Here is a 25,953-nt window from a genome sequence, read left to right on the forward strand (position 1 = left end):
GTGCGTCTGCGAGATGACGCCACCTTCATCAACTACTACCCGGGTGCCAACGCCGCCGCATTGGGCTACGTCGAGCGACTCTGCGAAGCCGACGCCGGCTGGACCGAAAGCCTGATCTACCTCTGGGGCAAGCAAGGTGTCGGACGTACGCACTTGCTGCAAGCGGCTTGCCTGCGTTTCGAGCAATTGGGCGAGCCCGCTGTCTACCTGCCGCTGGCGCAACTGCTCGATCGCGGTGTCGAACTCCTGGATAACCTGGAACAGTACGAATTGGTCTGCCTGGACGACCTGCATGTGATTGCCGGCAAGCCAGAGTGGGAAGAGGCCATGTTCCACCTGTTCAATCGCCTGCGCGACAGCGGTCGACGCTTGTTGCTGGCGGCCTCCAGTTCACCGCGTGAGCTACCGATCAAGCTGGCAGACCTCAAGTCGCGCCTGACCATGGCGCTGATCTTCCAGATGCGTGCATTGTCGGATGAAGACAAACTGCGCGCCCTGCAACTGCGTGCCTCGCGCCGTGGCCTGCATCTCACCGACGAAGTCGGGCATTTCATCCTCACCCGCGGTACCCGCAGCATGAGCGCACTGTTCGACCTGCTCGAGCGTCTCGACCAGGCCTCCTTGCAGGCGCAACGCAAGCTGACTATCCCGTTTTTGAAGGAAACTTTGGGCTGGTAGTCGGGTGGGGAAGGGCGCCCCAGAGCCTCGGCACATAAAAGTCACATTTTTTTCGATTGAATTTGCAAATCGACCCGATAGAAGGCATAGTTTCCCCCTCTATCCAATCCAAGACACGGTCGTGCCCATGCTAAATCGCTTCGCACCCCTCGTGCCCCTCGCACTCGTGACCCTGCTATTTGGCTGCGCGACCCAAGGTCCGGTATCGCAGCAGCAGGTTCAACACCCGGTATCCACTCAGGTTTCCACCCAATCCTCCACCGCATCGGTGTTCGAGGAAGAGCTGGCCACCGAAGAAGAACTCCAGGATTTCGCCAGCAGCAAGCCTTATCAGTTGCCAGCCCTGGCTGACAACATTCTCGAGCGCGGCATGTCCCTGATCGGTACCCGCTACCGTTTCGGCGGCACCTCGGAGAACACCGGCTTCGATTGCAGCGGCTTTATCGGCTACCTGTTTCGCGAAGAGGCTGGCCTGAACCTGCCGCGCTCCACCCGCGAAATGATCAACGTCAAGGCCCCGCTGGTCGCCCGCAACAACCTCAAGCCAGGTGACCTGCTGTTCTTCAGCACCAACGGCCGTGGCCGTGTCAGCCACGCCGGCATCTACCTGGGCGATGACCAGTTCATCCACTCCAGCAGCCGCCGCAGCGGTGGCGTGCGCATCGACAAGCTCGGTGATCGCTACTGGAGCAAGACCTTCATCGAAGCAAAACGCGCACTGGCGATGGCACCGACCGCGACCACCATTTCGCGCAACTGATCAAACGTATGCAGTCCTCACGGCGACGTAGCTGAAAAGCGCGTCGCCGTGCGTGTTTACAGAAAGCGTCTAATCTAAATTCTCAACTATTTCCGGCCCTCCCGCCGGACGGCTTCAGACAGGATGTTCTGACCATGGCGATGAAGGCGCGCTTCGCTTTATTTTCCCTGCTGGCACTGCTCGGTGCCTGCTCAAGCCATGCCCCGACCCCGCCCAAAGTGGTCGAGCCCGTCGTCATGGCACCTCAGGTCTACTTCTCTCCAGTGGCTGAAGACGTACTGTTCCGCGCCCTGGGCCTGGTGGGCACGCCCTATCGCTGGGGCGGCAATACGCCGGATTCGGGCTTTGATTGCAGTGGCCTGATCGGATACGTCTATCGCGATGCGGCCGGCATTTCCTTGCCGCGCTCCACTCGCGAAATGATCGGCATCCGCGCACCCTCGGTCGAGCGCAATGCGCTGCAGTCGGGTGACCTGGTGTTCTTCGCCACCAGCGGCGGCTCGCAGGTCAGCCATGCCGGCATCTATGTCGGCGAGGGTCGCTTCGTTCATGCCCCCTCTGCGGGGGGCACGGTACGGCTGGACTACCTGTCCAACAGTTATTGGCAGAAGGCCTACCTCAATGCCAAGCGGGTGTTGCCGCAGGCATTGGCGCGTAACCCCTGAATGCAGCGCAGGGCAAGGCCGCTCCTAGCGGGCCTTGCTCACCCGCCAGATCTTGTTCCCCACATCATCGGCCACCAACAACCCGCCACGCTGGTCATTGATCACCCCCACCGGCCGCCCCATGGCCTTGCCTTCATTGTTCAGAAACCCGGTCAGCAGATCTATCGGCTTGCCCGCAGGTTTGCCCGCCGTGCTGAACGGCACGAATACCACCTTGTAGCCACTGTGCGGCTTACGGTTCCAGGAACCGTGCTGGCCGATGAATGCGCCCTGCTCGAATGGCGGCGGCAGTACGCCGGGTTCGGCGAAGGTCAGGCCCAGTGAGGCGGTGTGCGGCCCCACGGCGTAGTCGGGGGCAATGGCCTTGGCAACCAATTGCGGATCCTGCGGGGTGACCCGCTGATCGACGTGCTGGCCGTAGTAACTGTAGGGCCAACCATAAAAGCCGCCGTCCTTGACCGAGGTAATGTAGTCGGGCACCAGGTCGCTACCGATCTCGTCCCGCTCGTTGACCGCCGTCCACAGTTGCCCGCTGTGTGGCTCCCAGGCCATGCCGTTGGGGTTGCGCAGGCCGGAAGCGAAAATGCGCTTGTGGCCACTGGCCGGATCGACTTCCCAGATGGCGGCGCGGCCTTGTTCCTGATCCATGCCGTTCTCGCCGACGTTGCTATTGGAGCCCACGGTCACGTACAGCTTCTTGCCGTCGGGGCTGGCAATCACGTTCTTGGTCCAATGGTGGTTCAGCGGGCCGCCGGGTAAATCCGTCACCGGGGTTCCCGGGCCCTTGATCGAGGTGGCGCCGGGTTCATAGTGAAAGCGCAGCAGGCGGTCGGTGGCTGCCACGTAAAAATCGCTGCCGACCAGGGTCATGCCGAACGGTGAGTTGAGGTTCTCGATGAATGGGGTGCGGGTTTCTGCCACGCCGTCGTGGTCGCTGTCGCGCAGCAGGGTGATGCGGTTGGCGCTGGGCACACCGGCACCGGCGCGGCTCATTGCCTTGCCCATCACCCAGCCACGAATGCCCTTGCCGTCTTCAGGCTTGGGCGGGGCATTGGTTTCGGCCACCAGTACATCGCCGTTGGGCAGCACATAAAGCCAGCGCGGATGGTCCAGGCCTTCGGCGAAGGCCGCTACCTGGGTTCCCGGTGCGCTGGCAGGCTTCGCGCCCTCGGGCCAGCCGATGGCAGGTGCCACGTTTACGGTGGGGATCAGAGTTTTGTTCGGTTCAGGCAATTGCGGCGACGGGCCGACCCCGTCACTGACGTCCAGCCGGGCGGTCTCGCCACAGCCGGTCAAGGCGGCGCTTACTGCCAGCAGCCATGCAATCCGGGTCGTGCCCATGTCGTGTCCCTCGTAAAGTTGACCTCTGTTGTAGGTAGAGGCAGTCAGGCGATGGAGGTTCCCCGGCGCGTTTGATTGACGCTCCGGGTGCAACCCTCTAACCTTCGCGACTTGTTTCAGGTGCTCTGCGGGCTACGGCCTGGCAGGGTGAAACAGGGAAGCCGGTGGGCATGCGAAAGCGTGCGAGTCCGGCGCTGCCCCCGCAACGGTAGGTGAGTCAAGGCTGCGCACAGCCACTGGGTGAACACGCCCGGGAAGGCGCGCGACCCCGGGTGTCCATGGCCCCACTCACAAGCCCGGAGACCGGCCTGTCACAGTCAACGGCATCACGGAGGGTGATGCGCGGTTCCTTCGGCTTGCGCCGCAGCCCTGCGCCTTTCTTCGTCTGCCATTTCCATACATTTGTCGCCCCCTGTTTGCCGCGAACCCTGTGCAGCCACGTGCTGCTACGCTCGTTGCGAACTGGCCGACAGTGGTTTGCGGAGACTTCGATGACTGAATCCACCGAGCGTGACGAACGCCACCTGGCACGCATGCTGCGCAAGAAGGCGGTAATCGACGAGCGTATTGCCAACGCCCCCAATGAATGCGGCTTGCTGCTGGTGCTGACCGGCAACGGCAAGGGCAAGAGCAGTTCGGCCTTCGGCATGCTCGCCCGGGCCATGGGCCACGGCATGCAGTGCGGCGTGGTGCAGTTCATCAAGGGCCGCAACAGCACCGGCGAAGAACTGTTCTTCCGGCGTTTTCCCGAGCAGGTGCGCTATCACGTCATGGGCGAGGGCTTTACCTGGGAGACCCAGGACCGCCAGCGCGACATCGCCGCCGCCGAAGCGGCCTGGGCAGTCTCTCGCCAGTTGCTGCAGGACCCGAGCGTTGCCTTCGTTGTGCTCGATGAACTGAACATCGCTCTCAAGCATGGCTATCTGGACCTGGACCAGGTGCTCAGCGACCTGCAGGCCCGCCCGCCGATGCAGCACGTGATCGTCACCGGTCGTGGCGCCAAGGATGAAATGATCGAACTGGCCGACACCGTGACCGAGATGGGCATGATCAAGCACGCCTTCCAGTCCGGCATCCGTGCCCAGAAGGGCGTCGAACTATGACCGACACCCGGCACTGCCCGGCGGTCCTGATCGCAGCACCCGCCTCGGGGCAGGGCAAGACCACCGTGACCGCCGCCCTGGCGCGCTTGCACCGCAACCAGGGCCGCAAGGTGCGGGTGTTCAAGTGTGGTCCGGATTTTCTCGATCCGATGATTCTGGAACGCGCCAGCGGTGCGCCGGTGTACCAGCTCGACCTGTGGATGGTCGGCGAACAGGAAAGCAGGCGCCTGCTGTGGGAAGCTGCCGGTGAAGCCGACCTGATCCTGATCGAAGGGGTCATGGGCCTGTTCGACGGTACGCCTTCGAGCGCCGACCTGGCGCGCCATTTTGGCGTACCGGTGCTGGCGGTGATTGACGGTACGGCAATGGCCCAGACCTTCGGCGCCCTGGCCCTGGGGCTGGCGCGCTACCAACCGGACCTGCCCTTTGCCGGCGTGCTGGCCAACCGGGTCGGCACCTTGCGCCATGCCCAGTTGCTGGAAGGCAGCCTTACCGAAGGGCTGCGCTGGTATGGCGGCCTGTCGCGCGAGACCGGCATCGAGTTGCCGAGCCGCCACCTTGGCCTGGTCCAGGCCAGCGAGCTCAATGACTTGGATGTTCGCCTCGACGCCGCCGCGGCCGCCCTGGCCGCCAGTTGCGAGTCGGCGTTGCCGCCAGAGGTGGCCTTTGCCGGGCCGACCGAGCAGGTGATCGAGCCTTTGCTCGACGGTGTGACCATTGCCGTGGCCCGGGACGAAGCCTTTGCCTTCACATACGGCGCCAACCTCGACCTGCTGCAGGCCATGGGTGCGGAACTGGTGTTCTTTTCGCCGCTGCATGATCGTGAGTTGCCGCCCGCCGACAGCCTGTACCTGCCAGGCGGCTACCCGGAACTGCACCATCAGGCCCTGGCCGCCAACACCTCGATGCTGTCGACCCTTCGCGCCCATCATCAGGCCGGCAAGCCCTTGCTCGCCGAATGCGGGGGCATGCTCTACCTGCTCGATGCCTTGACCGATGTGGCCGGCGAGCGCGCCGAGCTGCTGGGCCTGCTCGCAGGCGAGGCGGTAATGCAAAAGCGCCTGGCAGCGCTAGCCCTGCAGGCGGTCGAGTTGCCTGAAGGCACGTTGCGCGGGCATACCTACCACCATTCCCTGACCAGCACCGAGCTTGAGCCGATTGCCCGGGGCCAGAGCCCCAACGGTGGGCGCGGCGCCGAGGCGGTGTACCGCTGTGGGCGGCTGACGGCCTCCTACGTGCACTTCTACTTTGCCTCCAATCCCCAGGCGTCGGCGGCGCTGTTGGCACCATGAGCGAGCACGCCTTTACCGACGCCGAACGCGCCGCGGTGTATCGCGCCATCGGCGAGCGTCGCGACATGCGCCACTTCATCGAGGGTGAAGTGGCCCCCGAGCTGCTGGCGCGCCTGCTCGAGGCAGCGCACCAGGCCCCGAGTGTCGGGCTGATGCAGCCGTGGCGCTTCATCCGTATCACCGACCGCAGCCTGCGCCAGCGTATCCAGGCTCAGGTGGAAGCGGAGCGGGTGCGTACCGCCCAGGCACTCGGTGAGCGTTCCGACGACTTCATGAAACTCAAGGTCGAAGGCATCAACGACTGCGCCGAAGTGCTGGTGGCGGCGTTGATGGATGATCGCGAGAAACACATCTTCGGTCGTCGGACATTGCCGGAGATGGACCTGGCTTCGTTGTCGTGCGCCATCCAGAACCTCTGGCTGGCCGCGCGTGCCGAAGGCCTGGGCATGGGCTGGGTATCGCTGTTCGAGCCGCAGGCGCTGGCCGACCTGCTGGGTATGCCGAGCGGCGCCAAGCCGCTGGCGATTCTGTGCCTGGGGCCCGTCGAGGCGTTCTATCCGGCGCCGATGCTGGTGCTCGAGGGCTGGACCACGGCGCGGCCATTGAGCGACATGTTGTTTGAAAACCAGTGGGGAGAGAATTGATGAGTGTGGCGTTGCTGACCGTTGCCGGCGTGGCGCTGGATGCGCTGTTGGGGGAGCCGAAGCGTCGACACCCGCTGGTTGCCTTCGGTCGCTTGGCCGGGCGCCTGGAGCAGCGCTTCAATGCCGGCGGCCGTGGCTGGCGCAGTCATGGCGTCACGGCGTGGTTCCTGGCGGTGATTCCGCTGACCCTGCTGGCCACCTTGCTGTCCTGGCTGCCCTATGTCGGCTGGCTGGTGGAGGTGTTGGCGCTGTATTGCGCGTTGGGTCTGCGCAGCCTGGGTGAGCACGTGACGCCGGTGGCCGATGCCCTGCGTCGTGGCGACCTGGATGAAGCGCGGCGATGCGTGGGCTTTCTGGTCAGTCGCGAAACACGCGAGCTGGATGAGCCCGCCGTGGCCCGCGCGGCCACCGAGTCGGTGCTGGAGAACGGCAGCGACGCGGTGTTCGCCGCCCTGTTCTGGTTCGTGGTGGCTGGCGCGCCGGGCGTGGTGCTGTATCGCCTGAGCAATACCCTGGATGCCATGTGGGGCTATCGCAACGAACGGTTCGAGCGCTTTGGCTGGGCCGCGGCGCGGATCGATGACGTGCTCAACTATGTGCCGGCACGACTGGTGGCGCTGACCTATGCGCTGTTGGGCAAGACCCGCCTGGCCCTCAGCTGTTGGCGGCGCCAGGCACCTCTGTGGGACAGCCCCAATGCGGGGCCGGTGATGGCGGCCGGGGCAGGGGCGCTGGGCGTGGAACTGGGCGGCCCGGCGGTTTACCACGGCGAGTTGCACGAGCGCCCGCAACTGGGTGAAGGCCCGGTGGCCGACGCCGACGCCATCGAGCGCGGCTGGCGCCTGGTGTGCCAGGGCGTCTGGCTATGGTTGCTGCTGTTGTGCCTGGGGGCTGAATTCTATGCTTGAGCACGGTGGGCGCCTGCAGCGCGCCATCCAGCACTACGGCATCGCCCGCGAAGACTGGCTGGACCTTTCCAGCGGTATCGCGCCCTGGGCGTTCGCCATTCCCGAGATTGCGCTGTGCGCCTGGGCGCGCCTGCCTGAAACCGATGACGGCCTGGAGCAGGCCGCAGCGGCGTACTACGGCGCGGCGCCGGTGTTGCCGGTCGCCGGCTCCCAGGCTGCGATCCAGGCATTGCCGCAGTTGCGTGCGCCGGGCACGGTCGGGGTGTTGTCGCCTTGTTATGCCGAACACGCCGAAGGCTGGCGTCGTGCCGGCCATCGACTGCTGGAACTGCAGGAAGCGCACATCGAGGAGGCGCTCGACACCCTCGATGTGCTGGTGGTGGTCAACCCGAACAACCCCACCGGCCGGCGGTTGCCTGCCGAGCAGTTGCTGGCCTGGCATGCGCGCCTGGCCCGGCGGGGCGGCTGGCTGCTGGTGGATGAAGCTTTCATGGACAACACCCCGCAGCACAGCATCGGCGCCCACGCCGGGCGCCCCGGGCTGATCGTATTGCGCTCGTTCGGCAAGTTCTTTGGTCTGGCCGGAGTGCGCCTCGGGTTCGTGCTGGCCGAGCAGCCGTTGCTGCTGCGCCTTGCCGATCTGCTCGGCCCCTGGACCGTCAGCGGGCCGACCCGCATCCTCGGCCAGACCTGCCTGCTCGACAGCGCGGCGCACCAACAGCAGATAACCCGATGTGCCGAGGCCAGCCAGCGTCTGGCGAGGGTGATGAGCGCGGCAGGTTTTGCCCCCACCGGCGGTTGCGACCTGTTCCAGTACCGGGTCACCGAACAGGCGGCCCGGTTGCATGAATTCATGGCCCGGCGCGGCATTCTGCTGCGCCTGTTCGCGGCCCCGGCGAGCCTGCGCTTCGGCCTGCCGGCCAGCGACGCGGACTTTCAGCGGCTGGCGCAGGCCTTCAACGACTACAGCAAGGAACAGCCATGAGTACCCTGATGGTGCAAGGCACCACCTCCGATGCCGGCAAAAGCACCCTGGTGACCGCGCTGTGCCGCTGGCTGTCGCGCAAGGGCGTGGCAGTGGTGCCGTTCAAACCCCAGAACATGGCGCTTAACAGTGCGGTGACCGCCGACGGTGGCGAGATCGGCCGGGCCCAGGCCGTGCAGGCCCAGGCTGCGAGGCTCGCACCGCACACCGACATGAACCCGGTACTGCTCAAGCCCAACAGCGACACCGGTGCCCAGGTAATCGTCCACGGCCGGGCGGTCACCAGCATGAATGCGGTGGCCTACCACGACTACAAGGTCATCGCCATGCAGGCGGTGCTCGACTCCCATCAACGCTTGAGCGCCCAGTACCCGGTGGTGATGGTCGAAGGCGCAGGTTCGCCGGCAGAGATCAACCTGCGCGCAGGCGATATCGCCAACATGGGGTTTGCCGAGGCGGTGGACTGCCCGGTGATCCTGATCGCCGACATCAATCGGGGCGGCGTCTTCGCTCATCTGGTGGGCACCCTGGAGCTGCTTTCGGCCAGTGAGCAGGCGCGGGTCAAGGGGGTTGTCATCAATCGCTTTCGCGGCGATATCGCCTTGCTGCAACCGGGGCTGGACTGGCTCGAGGCGCGCACGGGCAAGCCTGTGCTGGGCGTGTTGCCCTACGTGATGGACCTGCATCTGGAAGCCGAGGACGGTATCGACCAACGCCAGGGTAGCAAGGCGGCGCGTGCGCTCAAGGTGATCGTGCCGGTGCTGCCGCGCATCAGCAACCATACCGATTTCGACCCGCTGCGCCTGCACCCGCAAGTGGACCTGCAGTTCATCGGCCCGGGTGATCCGATCCCGCCTGCCGACCTGATCATCCTGCCCGGTTCCAAGAGCGTACGTGGCGATCTGGCCCAATTGCGCGCCCGTGGCTGGGACCAGGCCATCAGCCGTCACCTGCGCTACGGCGGCAAGCTGCTGGGCATTTGTGGCGGCCTGCAGATGCTGGGCATGCGCGTGGACGATCCGCTGGGTCTCGAAGGGCCGGCAGGCAGCAGCGATGGCCTGGGCCTGCTCGACTTCGTGACGGAACTGGAAGCCGAAAAGCAGCTGCGCAATGTCACCGGCACCCTGCAACTGGAGCAGGTGCCCATCGGTGGCTATGAGATTCATGCCGGGGTCAGCCAGGGGCCGGCGCTCGAGCACGCGGCGGTGCAACTGGCCGACGGGCGCAGCGATGGCGCCATCAGCGCCGACGGGCAGATTCTGGCGACTTACCTGCACGGCCTGTTCGAAGGCCCCCAGTCGTGCGCGGCGCTGCTGCGCTGGGCGGGGCTGCACGAGGTCGAGCACGTCGACTACCAGGCCCTGCGCGAACGCGATATCGAACGCCTGGCCGACCTGGTGGAGCAGCACCTGGATACCACGCGCCTACGTCAACTGTGCGGACTGAACTGACATGCTCAACCTGATCCTCGGTGGCGCCCGCTCGGGCAAGAGTCGCTTGGCCGAACAGCTGGCCGAGCGCAGCGGCCTGCCGGTGACCTACATCGCCACCAGCGAACCTCTGGATGGCGAAATGAACGCCCGGGTACAGCTGCACCGCGAGCGACGGCCGGCCAGTTGGAGCCTGGTCGAGGAACCCCTGGCCCTGGCAGGGGTGCTGCGTGCCAATGCTCGAGACGACCGCTGCCTGCTGGTGGACTGCCTGACCTTGTGGCTGACCAACCTGTTGATGCTGAACAACACCGAGCGCCTGGCCAGCGAGCGTGCAGCGCTGCTCGATTGCCTGGCCGAGCTGCCGGGCGAGATCATTCTGGTCAGTAACGAGAGCGGCCTGGGGGTTGTGCCGATGGGCGAACTGACCCGCCGCTACGTCGATGAAGCCGGCTGGTTGCACCAGGCCATCGCCGAGCGCTGCGAGCGTGTCGTGCTCACCGTCGCCGGCCTGCCCCTTACTCTCAAAGGAAACGCACCATGAGTCAGACCTGGTGGCTTGAAGCCTGCCGTCCTGTCGATCAAACCGTCCGGGTGCAGGCGCTGGCGCGTCAGCAGCAACTGACCAAACCGGCAGGCTCCCTGGGCCGGCTGGAGCAGATCGCGGTACAACTGGCCGGCCTGCAGGGCCGGCTCAAACCGAGCCTGGACAAGGTGCATATCGCGATTTTCGCTGGCGATCATGGCGTAGTGGCCGAAGGTATCTCGGCCTATCCCCAGGCGGTGACCGGGCAGATGCTGCAGAACTTCGTCGGCGGTGGCGCGGCAATCAGCGTGTTGGCGCGCCAGCTCGATGCGCACCTGGAGGTGGTGGACCTGGGTACCATCGACCCGGCGCTGGCACTGCCAGGCGTGCTGCATTTGCGGGTCGGGCCGGGGACGGCGAATTTCGCCAAGGCCCCGGCCATGACCCGTGCGCAAGGCATGCAAGCGTTGCAGGGCGGGCGCGAGAGTGCGCTGCGCGCGGCAGCCGCTGGCGCGAAACTGTTCATCGGCGGCGAGATGGGTATCGGCAACACCACGGCGGCCAGCGCCCTGGCCTGTGCCTTGCTCGGCTGCCCGGCCATCGAGCTGAGTGGGCCGGGTACCGGGCTGGATGCCGCAGGCGTGCGGCACAAGGCCGAGGTCATCGAAAAGGCGCTGTCGCTGCATGGCAGGCTGGCGGACGATCCGTTCAAGGCATTGCTGTGTGTGGGCGGCTATGAAATCGCCGCGCTGGTCGGTGCCTACCTGGGCTGTGCCCAGGCGGGCGTCGTGGTGCTGGTCGATGGTTTTATCTGCACCGTTGCCGCGCTGGTGGCGGTACGGCTCAATCCGGGGTGCCGGGACTGGCTGCTGTTCGGTCACCGCGGCGCCGAGCCCGGTCATCGGCGGGTGCTCGCCGAATTCGACGCCGAGCCTGTGCTGGAACTGGGCCTGCGCTTGGGTGAAGGCAGCGGCGCGGCACTGGCGGTGCCGGTGTTGCGTCTTGCCTGCGACCTGCACGGGCAGATGGCAACTTTTGCCGAAGCCGCCGTGGCGGACCGCCCGACATGATTCTCGACCTGTTGCGTCACGGCGAAACCGAACAGGGTGGCGGCCTGCGCGGCAGCCTGGACGACGCACTGACAGCCAAGGGCTGGGAGCAGATGCAGGCCGCGGTTGCCGGCAGAGGGCCGTGGGATGTCCTGGTCAGCTCGCCGTTGCAGCGCTGCGCGCGGTTTGCCGACACCCTGGGCGGGCAAATGGCGCTGCCTGTGCACTTGGTACCGGGCCTGCAAGAGCTGCATTTTGGCGAGTGGGAGGGGCACAGCGCTGCAGACCTGATGCTTACCCATGAGCAACAACTGGGGCTGTTCTGGGCAGATCCCTACAGCTACACACCACCGGGAGGCGAGCCGGTCAGCGAGTTTGCCCTGCGCGTACGAGCAGCCGTTGCCCAGTTGCGCCATGAGTTCGCCGGCAAGCAGGTATTGCTGGTCACCCATGGCGGAGTGATGCGCCTGTTGCTGGCCCAGGCCCGTGGCCTGCCGCGCGAGCAGTTGTTGCAGGTCGAAGTCGGTCATGGCGCATTGTGCCGATTGCAGGTGCACGCCGACGGCACCCTGCACGAGGCGTACTGAAATGTTGCCCTTCTGGATTGCCTTGCAGTTTCTCAGCAGCCTGCCAGTGCGCCTGCCGGGGATGCCAGCGCCTGAGCAACTGGGCCGCTCCGTGCTCTGCTACCCACTGGTGGGCGTGCTCTTCGGAGGGCTGCTGTGGGGCCTGAACGTCTTGCTCGACACCAGCCCGTTGCTGCTGCATGCCGCCTTGTTGCTCGCAGCCTGGGTGTTGCTCAGCGGCGCGCTGCACCTGGATGGCCTGGCCGACAGCGCCGACGCCTGGCTGGGGGGCTTTGGTGATCGCGAGCGAACCTTGCTGATCATGAAGGACCCACGAAGCGGACCGATAGCCGTGGTGACCCTGGTGCTGGTGCTGCTGCTCAAGTTCTGTGCCCTGCTGGCGGTGATCGAAAGCGGGCAGGGGATCGTGCTGTTGCTGGCCCCGCTGGTCGGCAGGGCGGCGCTGCTCGGCTTGTTCCTCACTACCCCTTATGTGCGTCCCGGCGGCCTGGGGCAGGCGTTGGCCGATCATCTGCCACGGCGCAATGCGCAGTGGGTGTTGCTCGCCAGTGCAGGCGCTTGCGTGCTGCTGGCGGGGCTCAATGGGGTGTGGGCGTTGCTGGTGGCGGCGCTGGCCTTTGCCGGCTTGCGCCAGTTGATGATCCGTCGCCTGGGGGGGGCCACCGGCGATACCGCCGGCGCGCTGGTGGAGCTGCTTGAGCTGGTGGTGCTGGTTGCATTGGCGCTGTAGTTCGGCAGGAAACGCTTGCCCTCCGCTCATTGCGGGTATATACACGCATTATGTTAACCAGTGAATGCATCTGCACCCATTTGCGTCGTGCGGCCCGTGGGGTCAGCCGACACTATGACGAGGCCCTCGAAGGCTTCGGGATCAATGTCGCGCAGTTTTCCCTGCTGCGGCACCTGCGCCGGCTCGATCAACCGAGCATCTCGACCCTGGCCGAGGCCATGGGCCTGGATCGCAGCACCCTGGGTCGCAACCTCAAGGTGCTGGAAGCCGAAGGGCTGGTGGCGCTCGCCGAAGGGCGCGACTTGCGCAACCGCCTGGTGCTGCTGACCGAGCAGGGCGCAGCGCGATTGCAGGCGGCGGAACCTGCCTGGGAGCAAGCGCAGGAATGCCTGGTCGCGACCCTCGGTGAAGGCCAGCGCGATGAACTGGTGCGCCTGCTGGAGCTGTTGTCCTGAGCTTTTTACGACTGTAAGCGGGTATATACCCGCATAACCCTTGCGGCTTTCTGGAGAAAACAATAATGACATCGGTATGGCGAACCAGTGGTTGGATTCTCCTGGGGGCGGCGTTGATCCTGGCGCTGTCGCTCGGGGTGCGACATGGCTTCGGCCTGTTCCTGGCGCCGATGAGCGCCGACTTTGGCTGGGGCCGTGAGGTATTCGCCTTTGCCATTGCCTTGCAGAACTTGATCTGGGGCCTGGCCCAGCCTTTTGCCGGTGCCCTGGCCGATCGCCTGGGGGCGGCCAAGGTGGTGATCGTCGGCGGTATCCTCTATGCCGCGGGCCTGGTGTTGATGGGCATGTCCGATTCGGCGCTGACCCTGTCGCTGAGTGCGGGCCTGCTGATCGGTATCGGCCTGTCCGGGACTTCGTTCTCGGTGATTCTCGGTGTGGTCGGTCGTGCCGTGCCCGCTGAGAAACGCAGCATGGCCATGGGTATCGCCAGTGCGGCCGGCTCCTTCGGCCAGTTCGCCATGCTGCCAGGGACCCTCGGCCTGATCGGCTGGTTGGGATGGTCGGCGGCATTGCTGGTGCTGGGGCTGCTGGTGGCGTTCATCGTGCCGTTGGTGGGATTGTTGAAGGACCGGCCGCTGCCCAGCCATGGAGCCGAACAAACCCTTGGCCAGGCCCTGCGCGAGGCGTGCTCGCATTCGGGCTTCTGGCTGCTCGCCCTGGGCTTTTTTGTCTGCGGTTTCCAGGTGGTGTTCATTGGTGTGCACCTGCCGGCCTACCTGGTCGACCAGCACCTGCCGGCCACCATCGGCACTACCGTGCTGGCGCTGGTCGGCTTGTTCAACATCGTCGGTACCTACACCGCCGGCTGGCTGGGTGGGCGCATGTCCAAGCCGCGGTTGCTGACAGCGCTGTACCTGCTGCGCGCGGTGGTGATCGTGCTGTTCCTGTGGGCGCCGGTGACCCAGTTCAGCGCCTACCTGTTCGGTATCGCCATGGGCCTGCTGTGGCTGTCGACGGTGCCGTTGACCAACGGCACGGTGGCGACCCTGTTCGGTGTGCGCAACCTGTCGATGCTGGGTGGCATTGTGTTCCTTTTTCACCAATTGGGGGCCTTCCTGGGCGGATGGCTGGGTGGTGTGGTGTACGACAAGACCGGCAACTACGACCTGGTCTGGCAGATCTCGATCCTGCTCAGCCTGCTGGCGGCAGCGCTCAACTGGCCGGTGCGTGAGCGCCCGGTCGCACGCCTGCAGGCGCAAGCGGCATGAGCCGTTTTGCCCTGCGCGGGTTGCTCGCCCTGGCTGCACTGGCGCTGTTGGCGCTGGTCTGGTGGGGCTGGCATGAGGGTGGGCTGGCATTGATGCAGTTGGGCATGGGCGTGTGCTAGGAGTAATCTGAAGTTTCCACGCCGGTTCAAGGGAGAGATGACGATGCGCACACGCTGGATGTTGGTTCCACTGTTCACTCTGATGGCGGCAGCCTCTGCCCAGGCCGCCGACTGCCCGGCGCTGCTCCAGGGCAGCCTGCCGGAGCTGCGCGGCAAAGAGCAGATCGACCTGTGCCAACGCTTTGCCGGCAAGCCCCTGGTGGTGGTCAATACGGCCAGCTACTGTGGTTTCGCCCCTCAATTCGAAGGCCTGGAAGGGGTCTACAAGACCTACCACGCACAGGGCCTGGAAATGCTCGGGGTGCCGTCCAACGACTTCAAGCAGGAGGACGCCGACGCCGAGAAGACCGCCAAGGTCTGCTATGCCAACTACGGCGTTACCTTCACCATGACCAAGGCCCAGCCAGTACGCGGCAAAGACGTCACGCCATTGTTCGAGGAGTTGGCCAGGCAGAGCGTTGCGCCGAAGTGGAATTTCTACAAGTACGTGGTCGACCGCCAGGGCAAGGTGATCGCCAACTTCTCAAGCCTGACCAAGCCGGACGATCCGGCGTTCACGGCCGCTATCGAGAAAGCCATCGCGTCGCAGCCGTGAGGCGTGGTGTCAGTGGTGCGGGTGAACGGTCCAGGCTACCAGCTTGAGCACGATCGGGCGCACCACCAGTACACAGGCAAAGGCGACCGGCATGGCCAGTTGATAGGCCTTGAGCACATTGCCCAGGTAGTGATCGTCGATGCCGCCATTGGCGGCGGTGATCACGAAGCACATCAATAAGGCCATGATCGCCGACATGTACAGGGCAAATACATAAGGGGTGGCGCGAACGCCCAGTTTGCGGCGGCTGCGGCTGGCATTCCGTGTTGTCATGCGAAGGTCCTTGCGTTCAGTTGGGCAGCGCAGCCTAGCAAGCCTGCAAGCCGCACAGGTAGACGGTCGGGACTTAGGTCTTTATAAAGGAATTCTTACGAATACCGGACCGCTCTGCATGAATCTGCTCGGCTCGATCAAGAGTTTCATCAAGGTGGTGGAAGCCGGCAGCATTGCCGGTGGTGCCCGCAGCCTGGGCTTGAGTGCCGCCGCCGTGAGCCAGAACATCGCCCGCCTCGAAGCTCATCTGGATGTCCGGCTGCTGTCGCGCACCACCCGCAGCATGGCGCTGACCCCCAGTGGTACGCTGTACTACGAGAAGGTCAAGCATATCGAGCGTGACCTGGAGCTGGCGCAACTGGCCGTCACCACGCCTGATAGCGAGCCCAAGGGGCGCTTGTGCATCGCTTCGTCGTCGGCCTTCGGACGCCATGTGCTGGCGCCGCTGATACCCGCGTTCAGCGCCCGCTACCCGCAGCTTTCGATTGAACTGATTACGAATGATCGGCGGGTCAATCATGTTCAGGAGGGCGTGGACGCCAGCATTCGTATCAAGCCCCAGCTTGAAGATGGGCTGCTGGCACGACGCATTGCCCGGGTGCCCTTCATCTGTTGCGCCTCGCACGAATACCTCGCGCAAGCGGGATGGCCGGCAGCGCCCGAGCAGTTGGCGGAACATCGCTGCCTGGTGTTCCGCTATCCGGTCGATGGACGCTTCTTGCGCTGGGGTTTCGTGCGCGACGGGCTGCGCTTTGATGCCGAGTTCGACAATGTATTGATCAGTGACGACATTGATGTGTTGACCCAGATGGCGGTCAATCATGGCGGTATCGCGCGGCTGGCCGAGTTCGTCGCCCGTCCCTTTATCGAGCGCGGGCAACTGGTGCCGTTGTTCGAGTATTCCCAGCCTGCGCGACCCTACGCGCATACCGAACCGATGGACATCTACCTGTGCGTGGCCGACCGTTTTGCCATGACCCCCAAGGTGCGTGTGTTCATGGACTATCTGCACAGCAACCTCTCGCATACCTGGCCCTGTGAGCAGGCATGAAAAAACCGCGCAATGCGCGGTTAATGAGATGGTCACCCCGACACCCTGCGAGGGCTACGCTTTCGCAGGGTGTTTTAATTCTGAAGTCCATCACCATGAGCGATTTGGCACTGGTCGGTATCGACCTCGGCACACCTTTCATCTGTACGGCCAGGATAAGCCCGGCCGAGAGCTGTTTCGCAAGAAGCTCTCACGACAGCAAATGATGTGGTTCTTCGCCAACCTGCCAGGGTGCACGGTGGTGGATGCGGCGACACTCAATACGAAGCAGGGCCGGGCGCGATGAACGCCTGACCCTGCGGCTGTTGCTGTACCACGATTCACCTTTCAGGTTTTGCGATAGCTGAACAACAGATGATGTGAGCGGCCTACCGGCCTGGCGAGGATCCTGACATAAAAATCGGCTCTCGAAGCCGAGCGGTTTCTAAGGATCGCCAGGCGCGACTCTCATCGTGGCGCGGGGCAAGCCCCCAATTGGACGCCGGATAGATTCAAGCAAGCCAACCACTTCATCCGTTAATCAGTATTGCAAAAATGGGGTGACCATAGGTTTTTTGTGTTGCCAGCGTCGGATCAGAAGCGGTAGGTGAGCGATGCACCGATACCGTGGGCGCTGTTCTCGTACTTGGCCTTGTAGGCACCCTTGCTAGGGCTGGCCAGGTCGACCTTGGTGTCTTCTTCCCACAGGTAGGAGTAGGCCAGGTCGATAGTCATGTCTTCGGTCGGGCTGTAGCCGGCACCCAGGCTGAACACACGGCGGTCGCCAGTCGGGATGCGCGGCGAGCGGTCGTGGTTGTTGGTCGGCGACTGGTCGACGGTGAAGCCGGTGCGCAGTACCCACTCTTTGTTCAGCTTGTACGAAGCACCGATAGCGTGAGCCCAGGTGTCGTGCCAGTTCTGCTCTTCGCTGATGGTGCCGAACTGGCCGGCCAGTGGCGCAGGAACTTCGTTGCTGACGGTGATGGCTTCCAGGCGGCTCCAACGGGTCCAGGTGCTGCCCGCGTAGAGGGTCCACTGGTCATCCAGCTCGTGGGTAACCGAGAAGTCCACCGATTCCGGGGTCTTGATCTTCAGTTCGGCGTCGAACTTGCTGCCGCTGAACGGGCCGATCAGGGCCGAGTTGACCTTGGTGTTGCCCTCGAGCTTGTAGTCGACCATCGAGTGATAGGTCAGACCCAGGCGAGTGCTGTCGGTCGCTTGTACCAGGACACCGATGTTGTAGCCGACGGCAGTGTCGTCACCCTTGATCTTCACTTCGCCATCGTTGAAGCCTGGCGTGCGTGGGTTGAGGATGTTCGAGCTCAGCTCGCCCTTGATACGGTTGAAGGTCGGACCGAAACCGATCGAGACCTTGTCGTTGAAGGCATAGCTGACGGTAGGCTGGAAGGTGATGACTTCGACGTAGCTTTTCTTGGCCCAGTAGCGGCTCTGCGCTTCGTCTTCGTATTCGGTCATCAGGCCGAAGGGGGCGTAGACGCCGAAACCGACGGTCCAATTGTCATCGATGGGCTTGACGTAGTAGCCCATGGGCACGCCAACGAACGGCACCATGTCGCCATCGTTGCTGCCCGCGAAGGTGCCGCTGCCCGAGATATCGGACTTGGCGATCACGGCGGCGGCGCCGACCGTCACTTGTTCACGTTTCAGGCGCGACATACCGGCAGGGTTGCCGAATACGGTGCTGGCATCATCGGCAGAGGAAGAACGACCCGCGAAACCTGTGCCCATGCCGCTGACGCTCTGTTCGTTGAGGGCAAAGCCGCTGGCGAACAGTTGAGTCGAGGCGAGTGTGACGGCGAGGCTGAGAGAGGTTTTGAGCATTACTTTTTTCATTATTAGAACTCCTTGGGATCTCCGGGGCGGAAATTACCAACATTTCGCCCGCAGCGCTATAGGCTGTATCGCAGGAGATAGAGCGGTTTTGTAGGACAATCCGACCAAAATGACGGATATTTTCCGATTAAGGAGTGCAGTGACTGTCAGCAGGCTTGAAGAGTCACAGGGGCGATGCAGGTTTGCCATGCGCAGGTGAAATCACGCAGGCGGCCCTGAGGGTGAAAGGTCTGGCGCCAGATGCGCGCAAGGCCGAGCAGGTCGTCTGCAGGAGGAAGTTCTGGCGCCTGTTCTTCGATCAGCATCCAGGCGATGGCGGTGGCGTAGCGCAGGTTTACCGTGAGTTCGAGGTGCGGGCCGCTGAGGAATGCATGCTGGCTGGCCAGGCCCCGGACCAGGCTTGCCAAATCCGGGTCGCGGGCCAGGAACTGGTCCCAGAGCGACTGGTGGCGAAGCTCGCCGATGCGGTACAGGCCATGGCCGCGTCGATCATGCAGGGCCGAGCCGAGTGCGGACTGGCTGGCGGCAACACCGAGTAACAATGCTTCAGCGCTTGCGCAGTGACGGCCCAGGTAGATCAGGGTCGGGCGGATCACAAACTGGCTCAACTCGCTCGCGGCGATACCCATAATGCCCTCGAACTGGAATTTGGCCGGCGGACGCTGGAGCTTGGCAGCTGGTGAGTCGGTCAGGCCCGCCGGAAGCGGCCTATGCCGCTTGAGTTGAAGTGTAGTGTCATATTCGCGCTGTAAAGGTCTGTTTTAAAAACATTTACGGCTTTTAGTTATAAATCATATGCCCTGCAGCAATTAAGAAAACGCGCGTAGGAGCGGGCTTGCCCCGCGATTGCGTTCTCAAAGCCAGCAACGCTCGCGGGGCAAGCCCGCTCCTATCGGCAGGCATAAAAAAGCCCCGCGAGAGGGCGGGGCTTGAGCTGTTGCAGCGAAGCGCGAATCAGGCAACCAGGGCCTGGCGGGTGCGCTCGATGACTGCTTGAAGCGGCTCGGCTTCGCTGTACTGCTCGGGGTACAGGCGCTCGCTGTGACGGGCAATGCCGTGCTCATTGACCAGGGTGAAGCTGAAGCCGCCTTTGCGCGACGCCAGGATCAAGCAGTTCAGTGGGGCAAATGCCTGGGAAAGGGTGCGAATCGCAGCCTGAGTATGGATTGTATGAGTCATAGTTATTAGATGTTCCTGCAATAGACACGGTTTCGATCCGTGCACACTTAAAACGTTCCAGTAACGCCGGCATTTAGGCCTGGGCGATGAACCTGTCTGGAACAGGGCAGCCAGTTTTGGGCGCATTTATCATGTGGCGCTGGGGCTGACTGGTAGGTACGTCAGAGGGCAGGCAACACACCGGGGTTGAGGTTCTGAATCCGCGGGTGAAGATCCTGATCAATCTGCAGGTTGGTTCGGTCAGAGTAAGAAGTGATTTACCTGGGAACCATCAAGTGGGCCGGTCCTGGTTTCAACAGGCGCTATCCCGGGGTGGGTAGGGCACTGCAAGGACTGCTTTGGCCAGAATTGACTTTCAGCTTGGTACTAACGGCGGCAAGACTACAGCAAGGACCGTATCTTGGCAAGCCGAGGGGGCTTTTGTTTCGGGGAGCCGGCCAGTATGTCGCGTTTCAAGCCGTCTGTGAAGAGCTGGTTTCCGGGGGTTGGCGTAGGGAACGTGCCAAATTCGTGCAGCGAACTGCCTTTCTTTGGGGCGCTTGTACACACGTGGAGCAATCGATGTTACAGCCTTGCAACAACATCGCCTGGGGCTGCCAATGACTTGGCCGGGAACTTAAGTCAATGAAAAAAAACACTTATTTTAGCTGGTGAAAAAATCATCAGTCTGAGCCAAAGCCCCATTCCATAGGGGTTTGCGGGGTCCATAAGGGGGTTGTCCACCGAGTTATCCACAGCTTCTGTGGATTGTCCCGAGCGCTTGCTCTAGGACGGGCGTGCCAGCTTTTTCCGACGTGTCCGACAATACTCATGAAGGTTTCTGCCCGGGTGAAAATTCCTCTTTTAGCGTCAATAAATAAACACAGAAATATTTTGAAAAAAGTTTTGGTAACGCTGGGGCCATTGTCGAAAAAATGGAGTAGAGTGGCGCGCCTCTCGAGTTGCCTTCGCTGTTTGTCATGAAGTTTCGCGCCAAAATCCCTGCAATTTCTTCTGTTCAGCCGCCTTTGCCAGAGCCCAAGCGCTTTTCCTTGAAGGTCGCCCTGTGGCTGCTCGACAACCCGCGCCTGGGAGACAACCCCAACGTCAAGCATTTTGCCGGTCGCCTGCTCAAGCAGCCGGCGCGCCAAGGCGTGGTGGTAGCGCAAAGCCGATTGGGGCAGATGCTCTGCCGCGACTGCGGCAATGCCCGCGACCGGCGTATCGGCCATGACCTGCTGCGCCAGGCTGCCCGCGCCGGCGACCGGCGTGCCCAGCTTGAATATGGCCGGCTGTGCGCCCAGCCCCAGGTCAACGAACCCGAGCAGGCGCGCTACTGGCTGGAGCTGGCAGCATCGCAGGGCTCCCAGGAAGCACGGCGCCTGCTCAAACAGTTGCCCGACGCCTGACTGCAGGTGAGCGGCAAGGCTGATAAGCTCAACCGTTGATTTCAGGTGGGGGTGTACAGGTGGCAATGGCGTTGGATCTGACCAGTATCGTGCTGGGTATCGTAGCGGCCGCCGTGCCGTGCCTGGGGTGGGTGTTTCAGCAGCAGCGCCGGTTCGCCGCCCGTGAAGCGCAGGCGGCCTTGCTGGAGGAGCGCTTGAGCAGCGCCCAGATGGCCCAGGAAGGCTTGCTCGCCCAGCTCGACGCCAGTCGCGACGAAATCAGCGACCTGAGCCAGGCCAACGCCGCCAAGCAAGCGACCCTCGCTGCCCAGGCCCGTGAACTGGAGCTGCTGCAGATCGATCGTGACAACGCCCGCGATGCCGCCCACGCCTGGCAGATCGAACGCGCCGCCCGTGAAGCCGAATTGCGGCGCCTGGATGCCCACAGCGCGGCCCTGAGCGCCGAGTTGCGCGAACAGCACGACAGCCACCAGCAGCGCCTGGCCGACCTGCAAGGTTCACGCGATGAGTTGCGCGCGCAGTTCGCCGAAATGGCCACCAAGATTTTCGATGAGCGTGAGCAACGCTTTGCCCAGACCAGCCAGCAGCACCTGGGCCAACTGCTCGACCCGCTCAAGGAGCGCATCCAGTCCTTCGAAAAGCGCGTTGAAGAAAGCTACCAGCAAGAAGCCCGCGAACGCTTTTCCCTGGCCAAGGAGCTGGAGCGCCTGCAGCAACTCAACCTGCGCCTGAGCGATGAAGCCACCAACTTGACCCAGGCCCTCAAGGGCCAGAAGACCCAGGGCAACTGGGGCGAGCTGATCCTGGAACGGGTGCTGGAACACGCAGGCCTCGAAAAGGGCCGCGAGTACCAGACCCAGGTCAGCCTCAAGAGCGCCGATGGCGAACGCTTCCAGCCCGATGTGCTGATCATGCTGCCGGGTGACAAGCAGGTGGTGGTCGACTCCAAGGTCAGCCTGACCGCCTACCAGCAGTATGTGGCCGCCGACGACAGCGAGCTTGCCCAGGCGGCCCTCAAGCAGCACGTGCTGTCGTTGCGCAATCATGTCAAAGGATTGTCGGGCAAGGATTACAACCGCCTGGAAGGGCTGCACAGCCTGGATTTCGTGCTGCTTTTCGTGCCGATCGAAGCGGCGTTTTCCGCAGCGCTGCAAGCCGAACCGAACCTGTTCCAGGAAGCCTTCGACCGGCAGATCGTGATCGTCAGCCCCACCACGTTGCTGGCCACCCTGCGGGTGATCGACAGCCTGTGGAAGCAGGAGCGCCAGAGCCAGAATGCCCGGGAAATCGCCGAACGTGCCGGCTGGCTGTACGACAAATTCGTGTTGTTCATCCAGGACCTGGACGAGCTGGGCAATCGCCTGCAACAGGTCGACAAGGCCTATAGCGCCGCGCGCAACAAGCTCTGCGAAGGGCGCGGCAACCTGATCAGCCGTAGCGAGCAGCTCAAGCTACTGGGCGCCCGGGCCAGCAAGAGCCTGCCGGCCGACCTGCTGGAGCGGGCCATGAGCGAAGGCGACCCGATGGCCGCCAGCGCCCTTACTGGACCAGGCTCAAATGCCGATTGAGCAGGGCGCGCAAGGCGGCCGGCTTGACCGGCTTGGCCAGGTAGTCGAGGCCGGCAGCGTGGACCTGGGCAATGGTCTCGCGGCGCCCGTCGGCGCTGATCACCACGCCCGGTACCGGTTCGCCCAGGCGGGTGCGTAGCCAGGCCATCAGTTCGGTACCGGTGTCACCGTCATCCAGGTGGTAGTCGACCAGCGCCAGGTGCGGGCGCAACCCTTCCGCGAGCAGGGCGTCGCATTCCTGGCGGTTGCGGGCGGTGTGCACCTGGCAGCCCCAGCGGCTGAGCAGGCTGCTCATACCGATGAGGATGCTGTCTTCGTTGTCGATGCACAGCACCTGCAAGCCGGCCAACGGCTGGCCGGCCTGTTCGGTCGCAGTCGCCACCGCTGCGGCGGGCGCCGTGGCCAGCGGTACGCTGACCCGGAATACGCTGCCCTTGCCCGGCCAGGAGCGTACTTCCAGTGGATGGCCGAGCACCCGGCATAAACCATCGGCAATCGCCAGGCCCAGGCCCAGGCCTTTCTCGGCACGGGTCTGGTGGCTGTCCAGGCGCTTGAACTCCTCGAAGATCACCTGCAGCTTGTCATCGGCGATGCCCGGGCCACGGTCCCAGACCTCCAGCCAGAGCTTGTCGCCCTGGCGACGCACGCCCAGCAGAATCGGGCTTTTGCCGTAGCGGAAGGCATTGGTCAGGAAGTTCTGCAAAATCCGTCGCAGCAGTTTCATGTCGCTCTGTACCCGCAGCCGGCTGCCACGCACGCGGAAGTCCAGGCCCTGCTGCTGGGCCAATACCTTGAACTCCGCGCCCAGGGTGTCGAACAGCTCGTTGAGGGCGAACGGCTTGGGATCGGGGGTTATCTTGCCGTTTTCCAGGCGCGAGATATCCAGCAGATCACTGATCAGCTCTTCGGCCGAACGCAGCGAGCTGTCCATGTGCTGGACCAGTTGCTGGGCGTCTGCCGACAACCCTTCGCCCTGGTGGGAGAGGGCGGCGGAGAACAGCCGCGCGGCGTTCAGCGGTTGCATCAGGTCATGGCTGACGGCGGCCAGGAAGCGGGTCTTGGACTGGTTGGCAGCCTCGGCGTGGCTCTTGGCTTCGGTCAGCGCCTGGTTCAGTTGCGAGAGCTCGTGGGTACGTTCGGTCACCCGTTGTTCCAGGCCTTCGTTGGCCTCCTTGAGCGCTTGTTCGGCTTCGCGAAACGGGGTGATGTCGGTGAAGCTCATGACGAAACCGCCGCCGGGCATGGGGTTGCCGATCAGTTCGATGACTCGGCCATTGGGGAACAGGCGCTCGGAGGTGTGCGCGCGGCCCTGGCGCATCCAGTGCAGGCGCCGGGCCACGTGGACCTGGGCCTCGCCCGGGCCGCACAGGCCGCGCTCGGCGTTGTAGCGAATGATGTCGGCGATCGGCCGGCCCACGCTGATCAGGCCGTCGGGGTAGTTGAACAGCTCCAGGTAGCGGCGGTTCCAGGCGACCAGGCGCAGGTTCTGGTCGACCACGCTGATGCCCTGGCTGATGTTCTCGATCGCGCCTTGCAACAGGGCGCGGTTGAACTGCAGCACCTCCGAGGCTTCGTCGGCGATGCGCACCACATCCTCAAGCTGCATGTCGCGGCCTTCGATGGCCGCCTTGACCACGGCGCGGGTCGAGGAGGCCCCCAGCACACCGGCAAGTAGGCGCTCGGTGTGCTCGATCCAGTCACCGTCTGCGTTCTGATTGGGGTTGAAGCCCTTGCCCTGGCGATAGGCGAAGCGAATGAAGCTCTGGCGTGCCCTTTCTTCGCCGACAAAGCGTGCCGCGAGGTGCAGCAGGTCGTCGATCTGCACCGCCAGCAACGAGCGGCTGTTGGGCCGGGCGCTGGTTTGCTGGCCGATGAAGCGACCGGCCTGCCAGTGCTCGGATACCCGTGTGCGCGACAGGATCGAAACCCAGGCGAACAGGGTGAAGTTGCCGGCCAGCGACAGCACCACGCCTTGGGTCAGCGGGGTGATCGGCAGGCCCAGCGGGTTGCCGTGCAGCCAGGCAAGGCCCGGGAACAGGTCCAGCGACCAGCCGACACTGTGGGCGGCAATCGGCAGCACCAGGGTGTAGAACCACAGGAAGATCCCGGCTGCGAGGCCGGCGAACACGCCACGACGGTTGGCCTGTTTCCAGTAGAGGGCGCCGAGCATGGCCGGTGTCAGTTGGGTCACCGCGGCAAAGGCGATCTGGCCGATGGTGGCCAGGCTTGCGGTGGAGCCCAGCAGGCGGTAGCTCACGTAGGCCAGCAGGAGGATGGCGACAATGGTTACCCGGCGTACCGAGAGCATCCAGTGGCGGAACACTTCGAACGGCCGCTCGGCGTTGTTGCGACGCAACAGCCAGGGCAGCAGCATGTCGTTGGACACCATGGTCGACAACGCCACGCTGGCCACGATCACCATGCCGGTGGCCGCCGAGGCGCCGCCGATGAAGGCCAGCAACGCCAGCGCCGGGTGGGCTTCGGCCAGCGGCAGGCTGATGACGAAGGAGTCGGGAATGACCGAAGCCGGCAGCAGCATCTGCCCGGCCAGGGCGATCGGCACCACGAACAGTGCGGCGAGAATCAGGTAGGCGGGGAACACCCAGCGGGCCAGGCGCAGGTCCTGGGGCTCGATGTTCTCGACCACGGTGACGTGAAACTGTCGCGGCAGGCAGATGATCGCCATCATCGCCACCCCGGTCTGTACCACCATGGACGGCCAGTTGATGGTTTCCTGCCAGTAGGTTTCCAGGCGCGGCGCGAGCCTGGCCTGGGTGAACAGATCGTCGAAACCGTCATACAGGTTGAAGGTCACGAAGGCGCCGACGGCCAGGAAGGCCAGCAGCTTGACCAGCGATTCGAAGGCGATGGCCAGGACCATGCCGCGGTGGTGCTCGGTCACGTCCAGGCTGCGGGTACCGAAAACGATGGTGAACAACGCCAGTACCAGCGAGATCACCAGCGCGGTGTCCTGCACCCGGCTGCCGGTGGCATCGGCGCTGGCACCGATCAGCAGGTTAACGCCCAGGACGATGCCCTTGAGCTGCAAGGCGATATAGGGCAACACCCCGACCAGGCAGATCAGCGCCACCACCACGGCCAGCGTCTGGGACTTGCCGTAGCGGGCGGCGATGAAGTCGGCGATCGAGGTGATGTTTTCCTGCTTGCTGATCAGCACCATCTTCTGCAGCACCCAAGGGGCGAACAGCAGCAACAGCACAGGGCCCAGGTAGATCGGCAGGAACGCCCAGAGTTGTTCGGCGGCCTGGCCGACGGCGCCAAAGAAGGTCCAGCTGGTGCAGTACACCGCCAACGACAGGCTGTATACCCAGGCGCGCAGGCGCGGGGGCAGCGGGGTGCTGCGGCGGTCGCCATAGAATGCGATAGCGAACATGATGGCCATATAGGCCAGGGCGACCACGGCGATCAGCCCACTGGACAGCGACATGACTACTCCGAAGCGAAAAGGTGGAACAGCCGTCTGCGCAATGTCGCTACAACGTAGCCACAACGCAGGCGCAACGGC

The 25,953-nt window shown here is 63.9% G+C and carries 26 protein-coding genes, 1 pseudogene and 1 riboswitch; of the genes and pseudogenes, 21 read left to right on the forward strand and 6 right to left on the reverse strand.

From position 1 onward, the window contains the following. The 3 genes from hda to NPS58_RS00015 form a co-directional block, all read left to right on the forward strand. Positions 1-678, forward strand: a 678-nt coding sequence (hda, locus tag NPS58_RS00005) for a DnaA regulatory inactivator Hda (RefSeq protein WP_274112505.1), incomplete at its 5' end; no start/stop codon positions are given. A gap of 127 nt (positions 679-805) precedes the next feature. Next, positions 806-1,438: a C40 family peptidase gene (locus NPS58_RS00010; protein ID WP_274115327.1), complete on the forward strand. Its 633-nt coding sequence runs from the start codon at positions 806-808 to the stop codon at positions 1,436-1,438. Between the two features lie 134 nt (positions 1,439-1,572). Continuing rightward, positions 1,573-2,103, forward strand: coding sequence for a C40 family peptidase (locus tag NPS58_RS00015; protein WP_274112507.1), 531 nt, complete (start codon positions 1,573-1,575; stop codon positions 2,101-2,103). A 24-nt stretch (positions 2,104-2,127) separates the two neighbouring features. On the opposite strand, the gene NPS58_RS00020 is transcribed toward NPS58_RS00015, so the two are convergent. Continuing rightward, positions 2,128-3,444 carry a PQQ-dependent sugar dehydrogenase gene (locus NPS58_RS00020; protein WP_274112510.1) on the reverse strand — a complete coding sequence of 439 codons (1,317 nt, stop codon included), beginning with the start codon at positions 3,442-3,444 and terminating at the stop codon, positions 2,128-2,130. Positions 3,445-3,545: 101 nt separating this feature from the next. Continuing rightward, positions 3,546-3,770, forward strand: a riboswitch (cobalamin riboswitch). Positions 3,771-3,935: 165 nt separating this feature from the next. Between NPS58_RS00020 and cobO the strand changes: the two genes are divergently transcribed. From cobO to NPS58_RS00090, 14 genes are all read left to right on the forward strand, one after another. Further along, positions 3,936-4,547: a cob(I)yrinic acid a,c-diamide adenosyltransferase gene (gene cobO, locus NPS58_RS00025; protein ID WP_274112512.1), complete on the forward strand. Its 612-nt coding sequence runs from the start codon at positions 3,936-3,938 to the stop codon at positions 4,545-4,547. Continuing rightward, positions 4,544-5,839 (forward strand): cobyrinate a,c-diamide synthase, encoded by a 1,296-nt coding sequence (locus NPS58_RS00030; RefSeq protein ID WP_274112514.1) that lies wholly within the window; start codon positions 4,544-4,546, stop codon positions 5,837-5,839. The genes cobO and NPS58_RS00030 overlap by 4 nt, the downstream gene beginning before the upstream one ends. Beyond that, entirely contained in the window at positions 5,836-6,483 is a 648-nt protein-coding gene (gene bluB / locus NPS58_RS00035; RefSeq protein WP_274112516.1) for a 5,6-dimethylbenzimidazole synthase, read from the forward strand. Before NPS58_RS00030 ends, bluB begins: the two co-directional genes overlap by 4 nt. Further along, positions 6,483-7,391, forward strand: coding sequence for an adenosylcobinamide-phosphate synthase CbiB (gene cbiB / locus NPS58_RS00040; protein WP_274112518.1), 909 nt, complete (start codon positions 6,483-6,485; stop codon positions 7,389-7,391). The genes bluB and cbiB overlap by 1 nt, the downstream gene beginning before the upstream one ends. Beyond that, positions 7,384-8,376 carry a threonine-phosphate decarboxylase CobD gene (gene cobD / locus NPS58_RS00045; RefSeq protein ID WP_274112521.1) on the forward strand — a complete coding sequence of 331 codons (993 nt, stop codon included), beginning with the start codon at positions 7,384-7,386 and terminating at the stop codon, positions 8,374-8,376. Before cbiB ends, cobD begins: the two co-directional genes overlap by 8 nt. Continuing rightward, a complete protein-coding gene (locus NPS58_RS00050) occupies positions 8,373-9,827 on the forward strand; it encodes a cobyric acid synthase (protein WP_274112523.1) in 1,455 nt (484 codons plus the stop codon). The genes cobD and NPS58_RS00050 overlap by 4 nt, the downstream gene beginning before the upstream one ends. A 1-nt stretch (position 9,828) precedes the next feature. Next, positions 9,829-10,350: a bifunctional adenosylcobinamide kinase/adenosylcobinamide-phosphate guanylyltransferase gene (cobU, locus tag NPS58_RS00055; protein ID WP_274112526.1), complete on the forward strand. Its 522-nt coding sequence runs from the start codon at positions 9,829-9,831 to the stop codon at positions 10,348-10,350. Continuing rightward, the gene (cobT, locus tag NPS58_RS00060) at positions 10,347-11,402 is read left to right on the forward strand and encodes a nicotinate-nucleotide--dimethylbenzimidazole phosphoribosyltransferase (RefSeq protein ID WP_274112528.1); all 1,056 of its coding nucleotides are present in this window, start codon (positions 10,347-10,349) and stop codon (positions 11,400-11,402) included. Before cobU ends, cobT begins: the two co-directional genes overlap by 4 nt. Further along, positions 11,399-11,968, forward strand: a complete 570-nt coding sequence (cobC, locus tag NPS58_RS00065) for an alpha-ribazole phosphatase family protein (protein WP_274112530.1) — start codon at positions 11,399-11,401, stop codon at positions 11,966-11,968. The genes cobT and cobC overlap by 4 nt, the downstream gene beginning before the upstream one ends. Before the next feature lies 1 nt (position 11,969). After that, complete coding sequence (locus tag NPS58_RS00070) at positions 11,970-12,698, forward strand: adenosylcobinamide-GDP ribazoletransferase (RefSeq protein WP_274112531.1); 729 nt, start codon at positions 11,970-11,972, stop codon at positions 12,696-12,698. 50 nt (positions 12,699-12,748) lie between these two features. Next, positions 12,749-13,153, forward strand: a complete 405-nt coding sequence (locus NPS58_RS00075) for a MarR family winged helix-turn-helix transcriptional regulator (protein ID WP_274112533.1) — start codon at positions 12,749-12,751, stop codon at positions 13,151-13,153. Positions 13,154-13,218: 65 nt separating this feature from the next. Beyond that, positions 13,219-14,421, forward strand: a complete 1,203-nt coding sequence (locus tag NPS58_RS00080; protein ID WP_274112535.1) for an MFS transporter — start codon at positions 13,219-13,221, stop codon at positions 14,419-14,421. After that, positions 14,418-14,540 (forward strand): hypothetical protein, encoded by a 123-nt coding sequence (locus NPS58_RS00085; RefSeq protein WP_274112537.1) that lies wholly within the window; start codon positions 14,418-14,420, stop codon positions 14,538-14,540. Before NPS58_RS00080 ends, NPS58_RS00085 begins: the two co-directional genes overlap by 4 nt. A gap of 43 nt (positions 14,541-14,583) precedes the next feature. Next, complete coding sequence (locus tag NPS58_RS00090; protein WP_274112539.1) at positions 14,584-15,135, forward strand: glutathione peroxidase; 552 nt, start codon at positions 14,584-14,586, stop codon at positions 15,133-15,135. Between the two features lie 9 nt (positions 15,136-15,144). On the opposite strand, the gene NPS58_RS00095 is transcribed toward NPS58_RS00090, so the two are convergent. Continuing rightward, positions 15,145-15,408, reverse strand: coding sequence for a DUF2798 domain-containing protein (locus tag NPS58_RS00095; protein WP_274112541.1), 264 nt, complete (start codon positions 15,406-15,408; stop codon positions 15,145-15,147). Positions 15,409-15,526: 118 nt separating this feature from the next. Between NPS58_RS00095 and NPS58_RS00100 the strand changes: the two genes are divergently transcribed. Together NPS58_RS00100 and NPS58_RS00105 are read left to right on the forward strand one after the other, a co-directional pair. Continuing rightward, entirely contained in the window at positions 15,527-16,459 is a 933-nt protein-coding gene (locus NPS58_RS00100; protein ID WP_274112543.1) for a LysR family transcriptional regulator, read from the forward strand. A gap of 95 nt (positions 16,460-16,554) precedes the next feature. After that, positions 16,555-16,703, forward strand: a pseudogene (locus tag NPS58_RS00105) (IS110 family transposase); the annotation flags it as partial. Between the two features lie 329 nt (positions 16,704-17,032). Here the strand turns inward: NPS58_RS00105 and NPS58_RS00110 are convergent. The 3 genes from NPS58_RS00110 to NPS58_RS00120 all read right to left on the reverse strand — a co-directional run bounded on the left by NPS58_RS00110 (position 17,033) and on the right by NPS58_RS00120 (position 19,471). Further along, positions 17,033-18,292 (reverse strand): OmpP1/FadL family transporter, encoded by a 1,260-nt coding sequence (locus tag NPS58_RS00110; RefSeq protein ID WP_274112544.1) that lies wholly within the window; start codon positions 18,290-18,292, stop codon positions 17,033-17,035. Between the two features lie 146 nt (positions 18,293-18,438). Further along, on the reverse strand, positions 18,439-18,921 hold the full coding sequence (locus NPS58_RS00115; RefSeq protein ID WP_274112545.1) for a hypothetical protein: 483 nt from the start codon (positions 18,919-18,921) through the stop codon (positions 18,439-18,441). A 325-nt stretch (positions 18,922-19,246) separates the two neighbouring features. Continuing rightward, positions 19,247-19,471 (reverse strand): hypothetical protein, encoded by a 225-nt coding sequence (locus NPS58_RS00120; RefSeq protein WP_274112547.1) that lies wholly within the window; start codon positions 19,469-19,471, stop codon positions 19,247-19,249. Between the two features lie 959 nt (positions 19,472-20,430). Between NPS58_RS00120 and NPS58_RS00125 the strand changes: the two genes are divergently transcribed. Continuing rightward, positions 20,431-20,859: a tetratricopeptide repeat protein gene (locus tag NPS58_RS00125; protein ID WP_274112549.1), complete on the forward strand. Its 429-nt coding sequence runs from the start codon at positions 20,431-20,433 to the stop codon at positions 20,857-20,859. Between the two features lie 179 nt (positions 20,860-21,038). Continuing rightward, positions 21,039-22,427 carry a DNA recombination protein RmuC gene (gene rmuC / locus NPS58_RS00130; protein ID WP_274115328.1) on the forward strand — a complete coding sequence of 463 codons (1,389 nt, stop codon included), beginning with the start codon at positions 21,039-21,041 and terminating at the stop codon, positions 22,425-22,427. Here rmuC and NPS58_RS00135 read toward each other — a convergent pair. Next, positions 22,399-25,875, reverse strand: coding sequence for a PAS domain-containing hybrid sensor histidine kinase/response regulator (locus NPS58_RS00135; protein WP_274112551.1), 3,477 nt, complete (start codon positions 25,873-25,875; stop codon positions 22,399-22,401). The genes rmuC and NPS58_RS00135 overlap by 29 nt on opposite strands. Positions 25,876-25,953: the final 78 nt, after the last annotated feature.

Origin of the sequence: Pseudomonas putida, assembly GCF_028682455.1 — a bacterium.
In the GTDB taxonomy this organism is placed as follows: domain Bacteria; phylum Pseudomonadota; class Gammaproteobacteria; order Pseudomonadales; family Pseudomonadaceae; genus Aquipseudomonas; species Aquipseudomonas putida_AA.

Excerpts from the sequence above, each read along its gene's own strand:
- cobT (WP_274112528.1), top strand. The coding sequence starts at position 10,347 with ATGAGTCAGACCTGGTGGCTTGAAGCCTGCCGTCCTGTCGATCAAACC.
- NPS58_RS00080 (WP_274112535.1), top strand. The coding sequence starts at position 13,219 with ATGACATCGGTATGGCGAACCAGTGGTTGGATTCTCCTGGGGGCGGCG.
- NPS58_RS00125 (WP_274112549.1), top strand. The coding sequence starts at position 20,431 with ATGAAGTTTCGCGCCAAAATCCCTGCAATTTCTTCTGTTCAGCCGCCT.
- NPS58_RS00120 (WP_274112547.1), bottom strand. The coding sequence starts at position 19,471 with ATGACTCATACAATCCATACTCAGGCTGCGATTCGCACCCTTTCCCAG.
- cobU (WP_274112526.1), top strand. The coding sequence starts at position 9,829 with ATGCTCAACCTGATCCTCGGTGGCGCCCGCTCGGGCAAGAGTCGCTTG.
- NPS58_RS00030 (WP_274112514.1), top strand. The coding sequence starts at position 4,544 with ATGACCGACACCCGGCACTGCCCGGCGGTCCTGATCGCAGCACCCGCC.
- cobD (WP_274112521.1), top strand. The coding sequence starts at position 7,384 with ATGCTTGAGCACGGTGGGCGCCTGCAGCGCGCCATCCAGCACTACGGC.
- NPS58_RS00075 (WP_274112533.1), top strand. The coding sequence starts at position 12,749 with ATGTTAACCAGTGAATGCATCTGCACCCATTTGCGTCGTGCGGCCCGT.
- cobC (WP_274112530.1), top strand. The coding sequence starts at position 11,399 with ATGATTCTCGACCTGTTGCGTCACGGCGAAACCGAACAGGGTGGCGGC.
- NPS58_RS00100 (WP_274112543.1), top strand. The coding sequence starts at position 15,527 with ATGAATCTGCTCGGCTCGATCAAGAGTTTCATCAAGGTGGTGGAAGCC.
- NPS58_RS00110 (WP_274112544.1), bottom strand. The coding sequence starts at position 18,292 with ATGAAAAAAGTAATGCTCAAAACCTCTCTCAGCCTCGCCGTCACACTC.
- NPS58_RS00085 (WP_274112537.1), top strand. The coding sequence starts at position 14,418 with ATGAGCCGTTTTGCCCTGCGCGGGTTGCTCGCCCTGGCTGCACTGGCG.
- NPS58_RS00015 (WP_274112507.1), top strand. The coding sequence starts at position 1,573 with ATGGCGATGAAGGCGCGCTTCGCTTTATTTTCCCTGCTGGCACTGCTC.
- NPS58_RS00070 (WP_274112531.1), top strand. The coding sequence starts at position 11,970 with ATGTTGCCCTTCTGGATTGCCTTGCAGTTTCTCAGCAGCCTGCCAGTG.
- NPS58_RS00050 (WP_274112523.1), top strand. The coding sequence starts at position 8,373 with ATGAGTACCCTGATGGTGCAAGGCACCACCTCCGATGCCGGCAAAAGC.
- NPS58_RS00090 (WP_274112539.1), top strand. The coding sequence starts at position 14,584 with ATGCGCACACGCTGGATGTTGGTTCCACTGTTCACTCTGATGGCGGCA.
- NPS58_RS00010 (WP_274115327.1), top strand. The coding sequence starts at position 806 with ATGCTAAATCGCTTCGCACCCCTCGTGCCCCTCGCACTCGTGACCCTG.
- NPS58_RS00095 (WP_274112541.1), bottom strand. The coding sequence starts at position 15,408 with ATGACAACACGGAATGCCAGCCGCAGCCGCCGCAAACTGGGCGTTCGC.
- NPS58_RS00020 (WP_274112510.1), bottom strand. The coding sequence starts at position 3,444 with ATGGGCACGACCCGGATTGCATGGCTGCTGGCAGTAAGCGCCGCCTTG.
- NPS58_RS00135 (WP_274112551.1), bottom strand. The coding sequence starts at position 25,875 with ATGTCGCTGTCCAGTGGGCTGATCGCCGTGGTCGCCCTGGCCTATATG.
- cobO (WP_274112512.1), top strand. The coding sequence starts at position 3,936 with ATGACTGAATCCACCGAGCGTGACGAACGCCACCTGGCACGCATGCTG.
- bluB (WP_274112516.1), top strand. The coding sequence starts at position 5,836 with ATGAGCGAGCACGCCTTTACCGACGCCGAACGCGCCGCGGTGTATCGC.
- NPS58_RS00115 (WP_274112545.1), bottom strand. The coding sequence starts at position 18,921 with ATGGGTATCGCCGCGAGCGAGTTGAGCCAGTTTGTGATCCGCCCGACC.
- cbiB (WP_274112518.1), top strand. The coding sequence starts at position 6,483 with ATGAGTGTGGCGTTGCTGACCGTTGCCGGCGTGGCGCTGGATGCGCTG.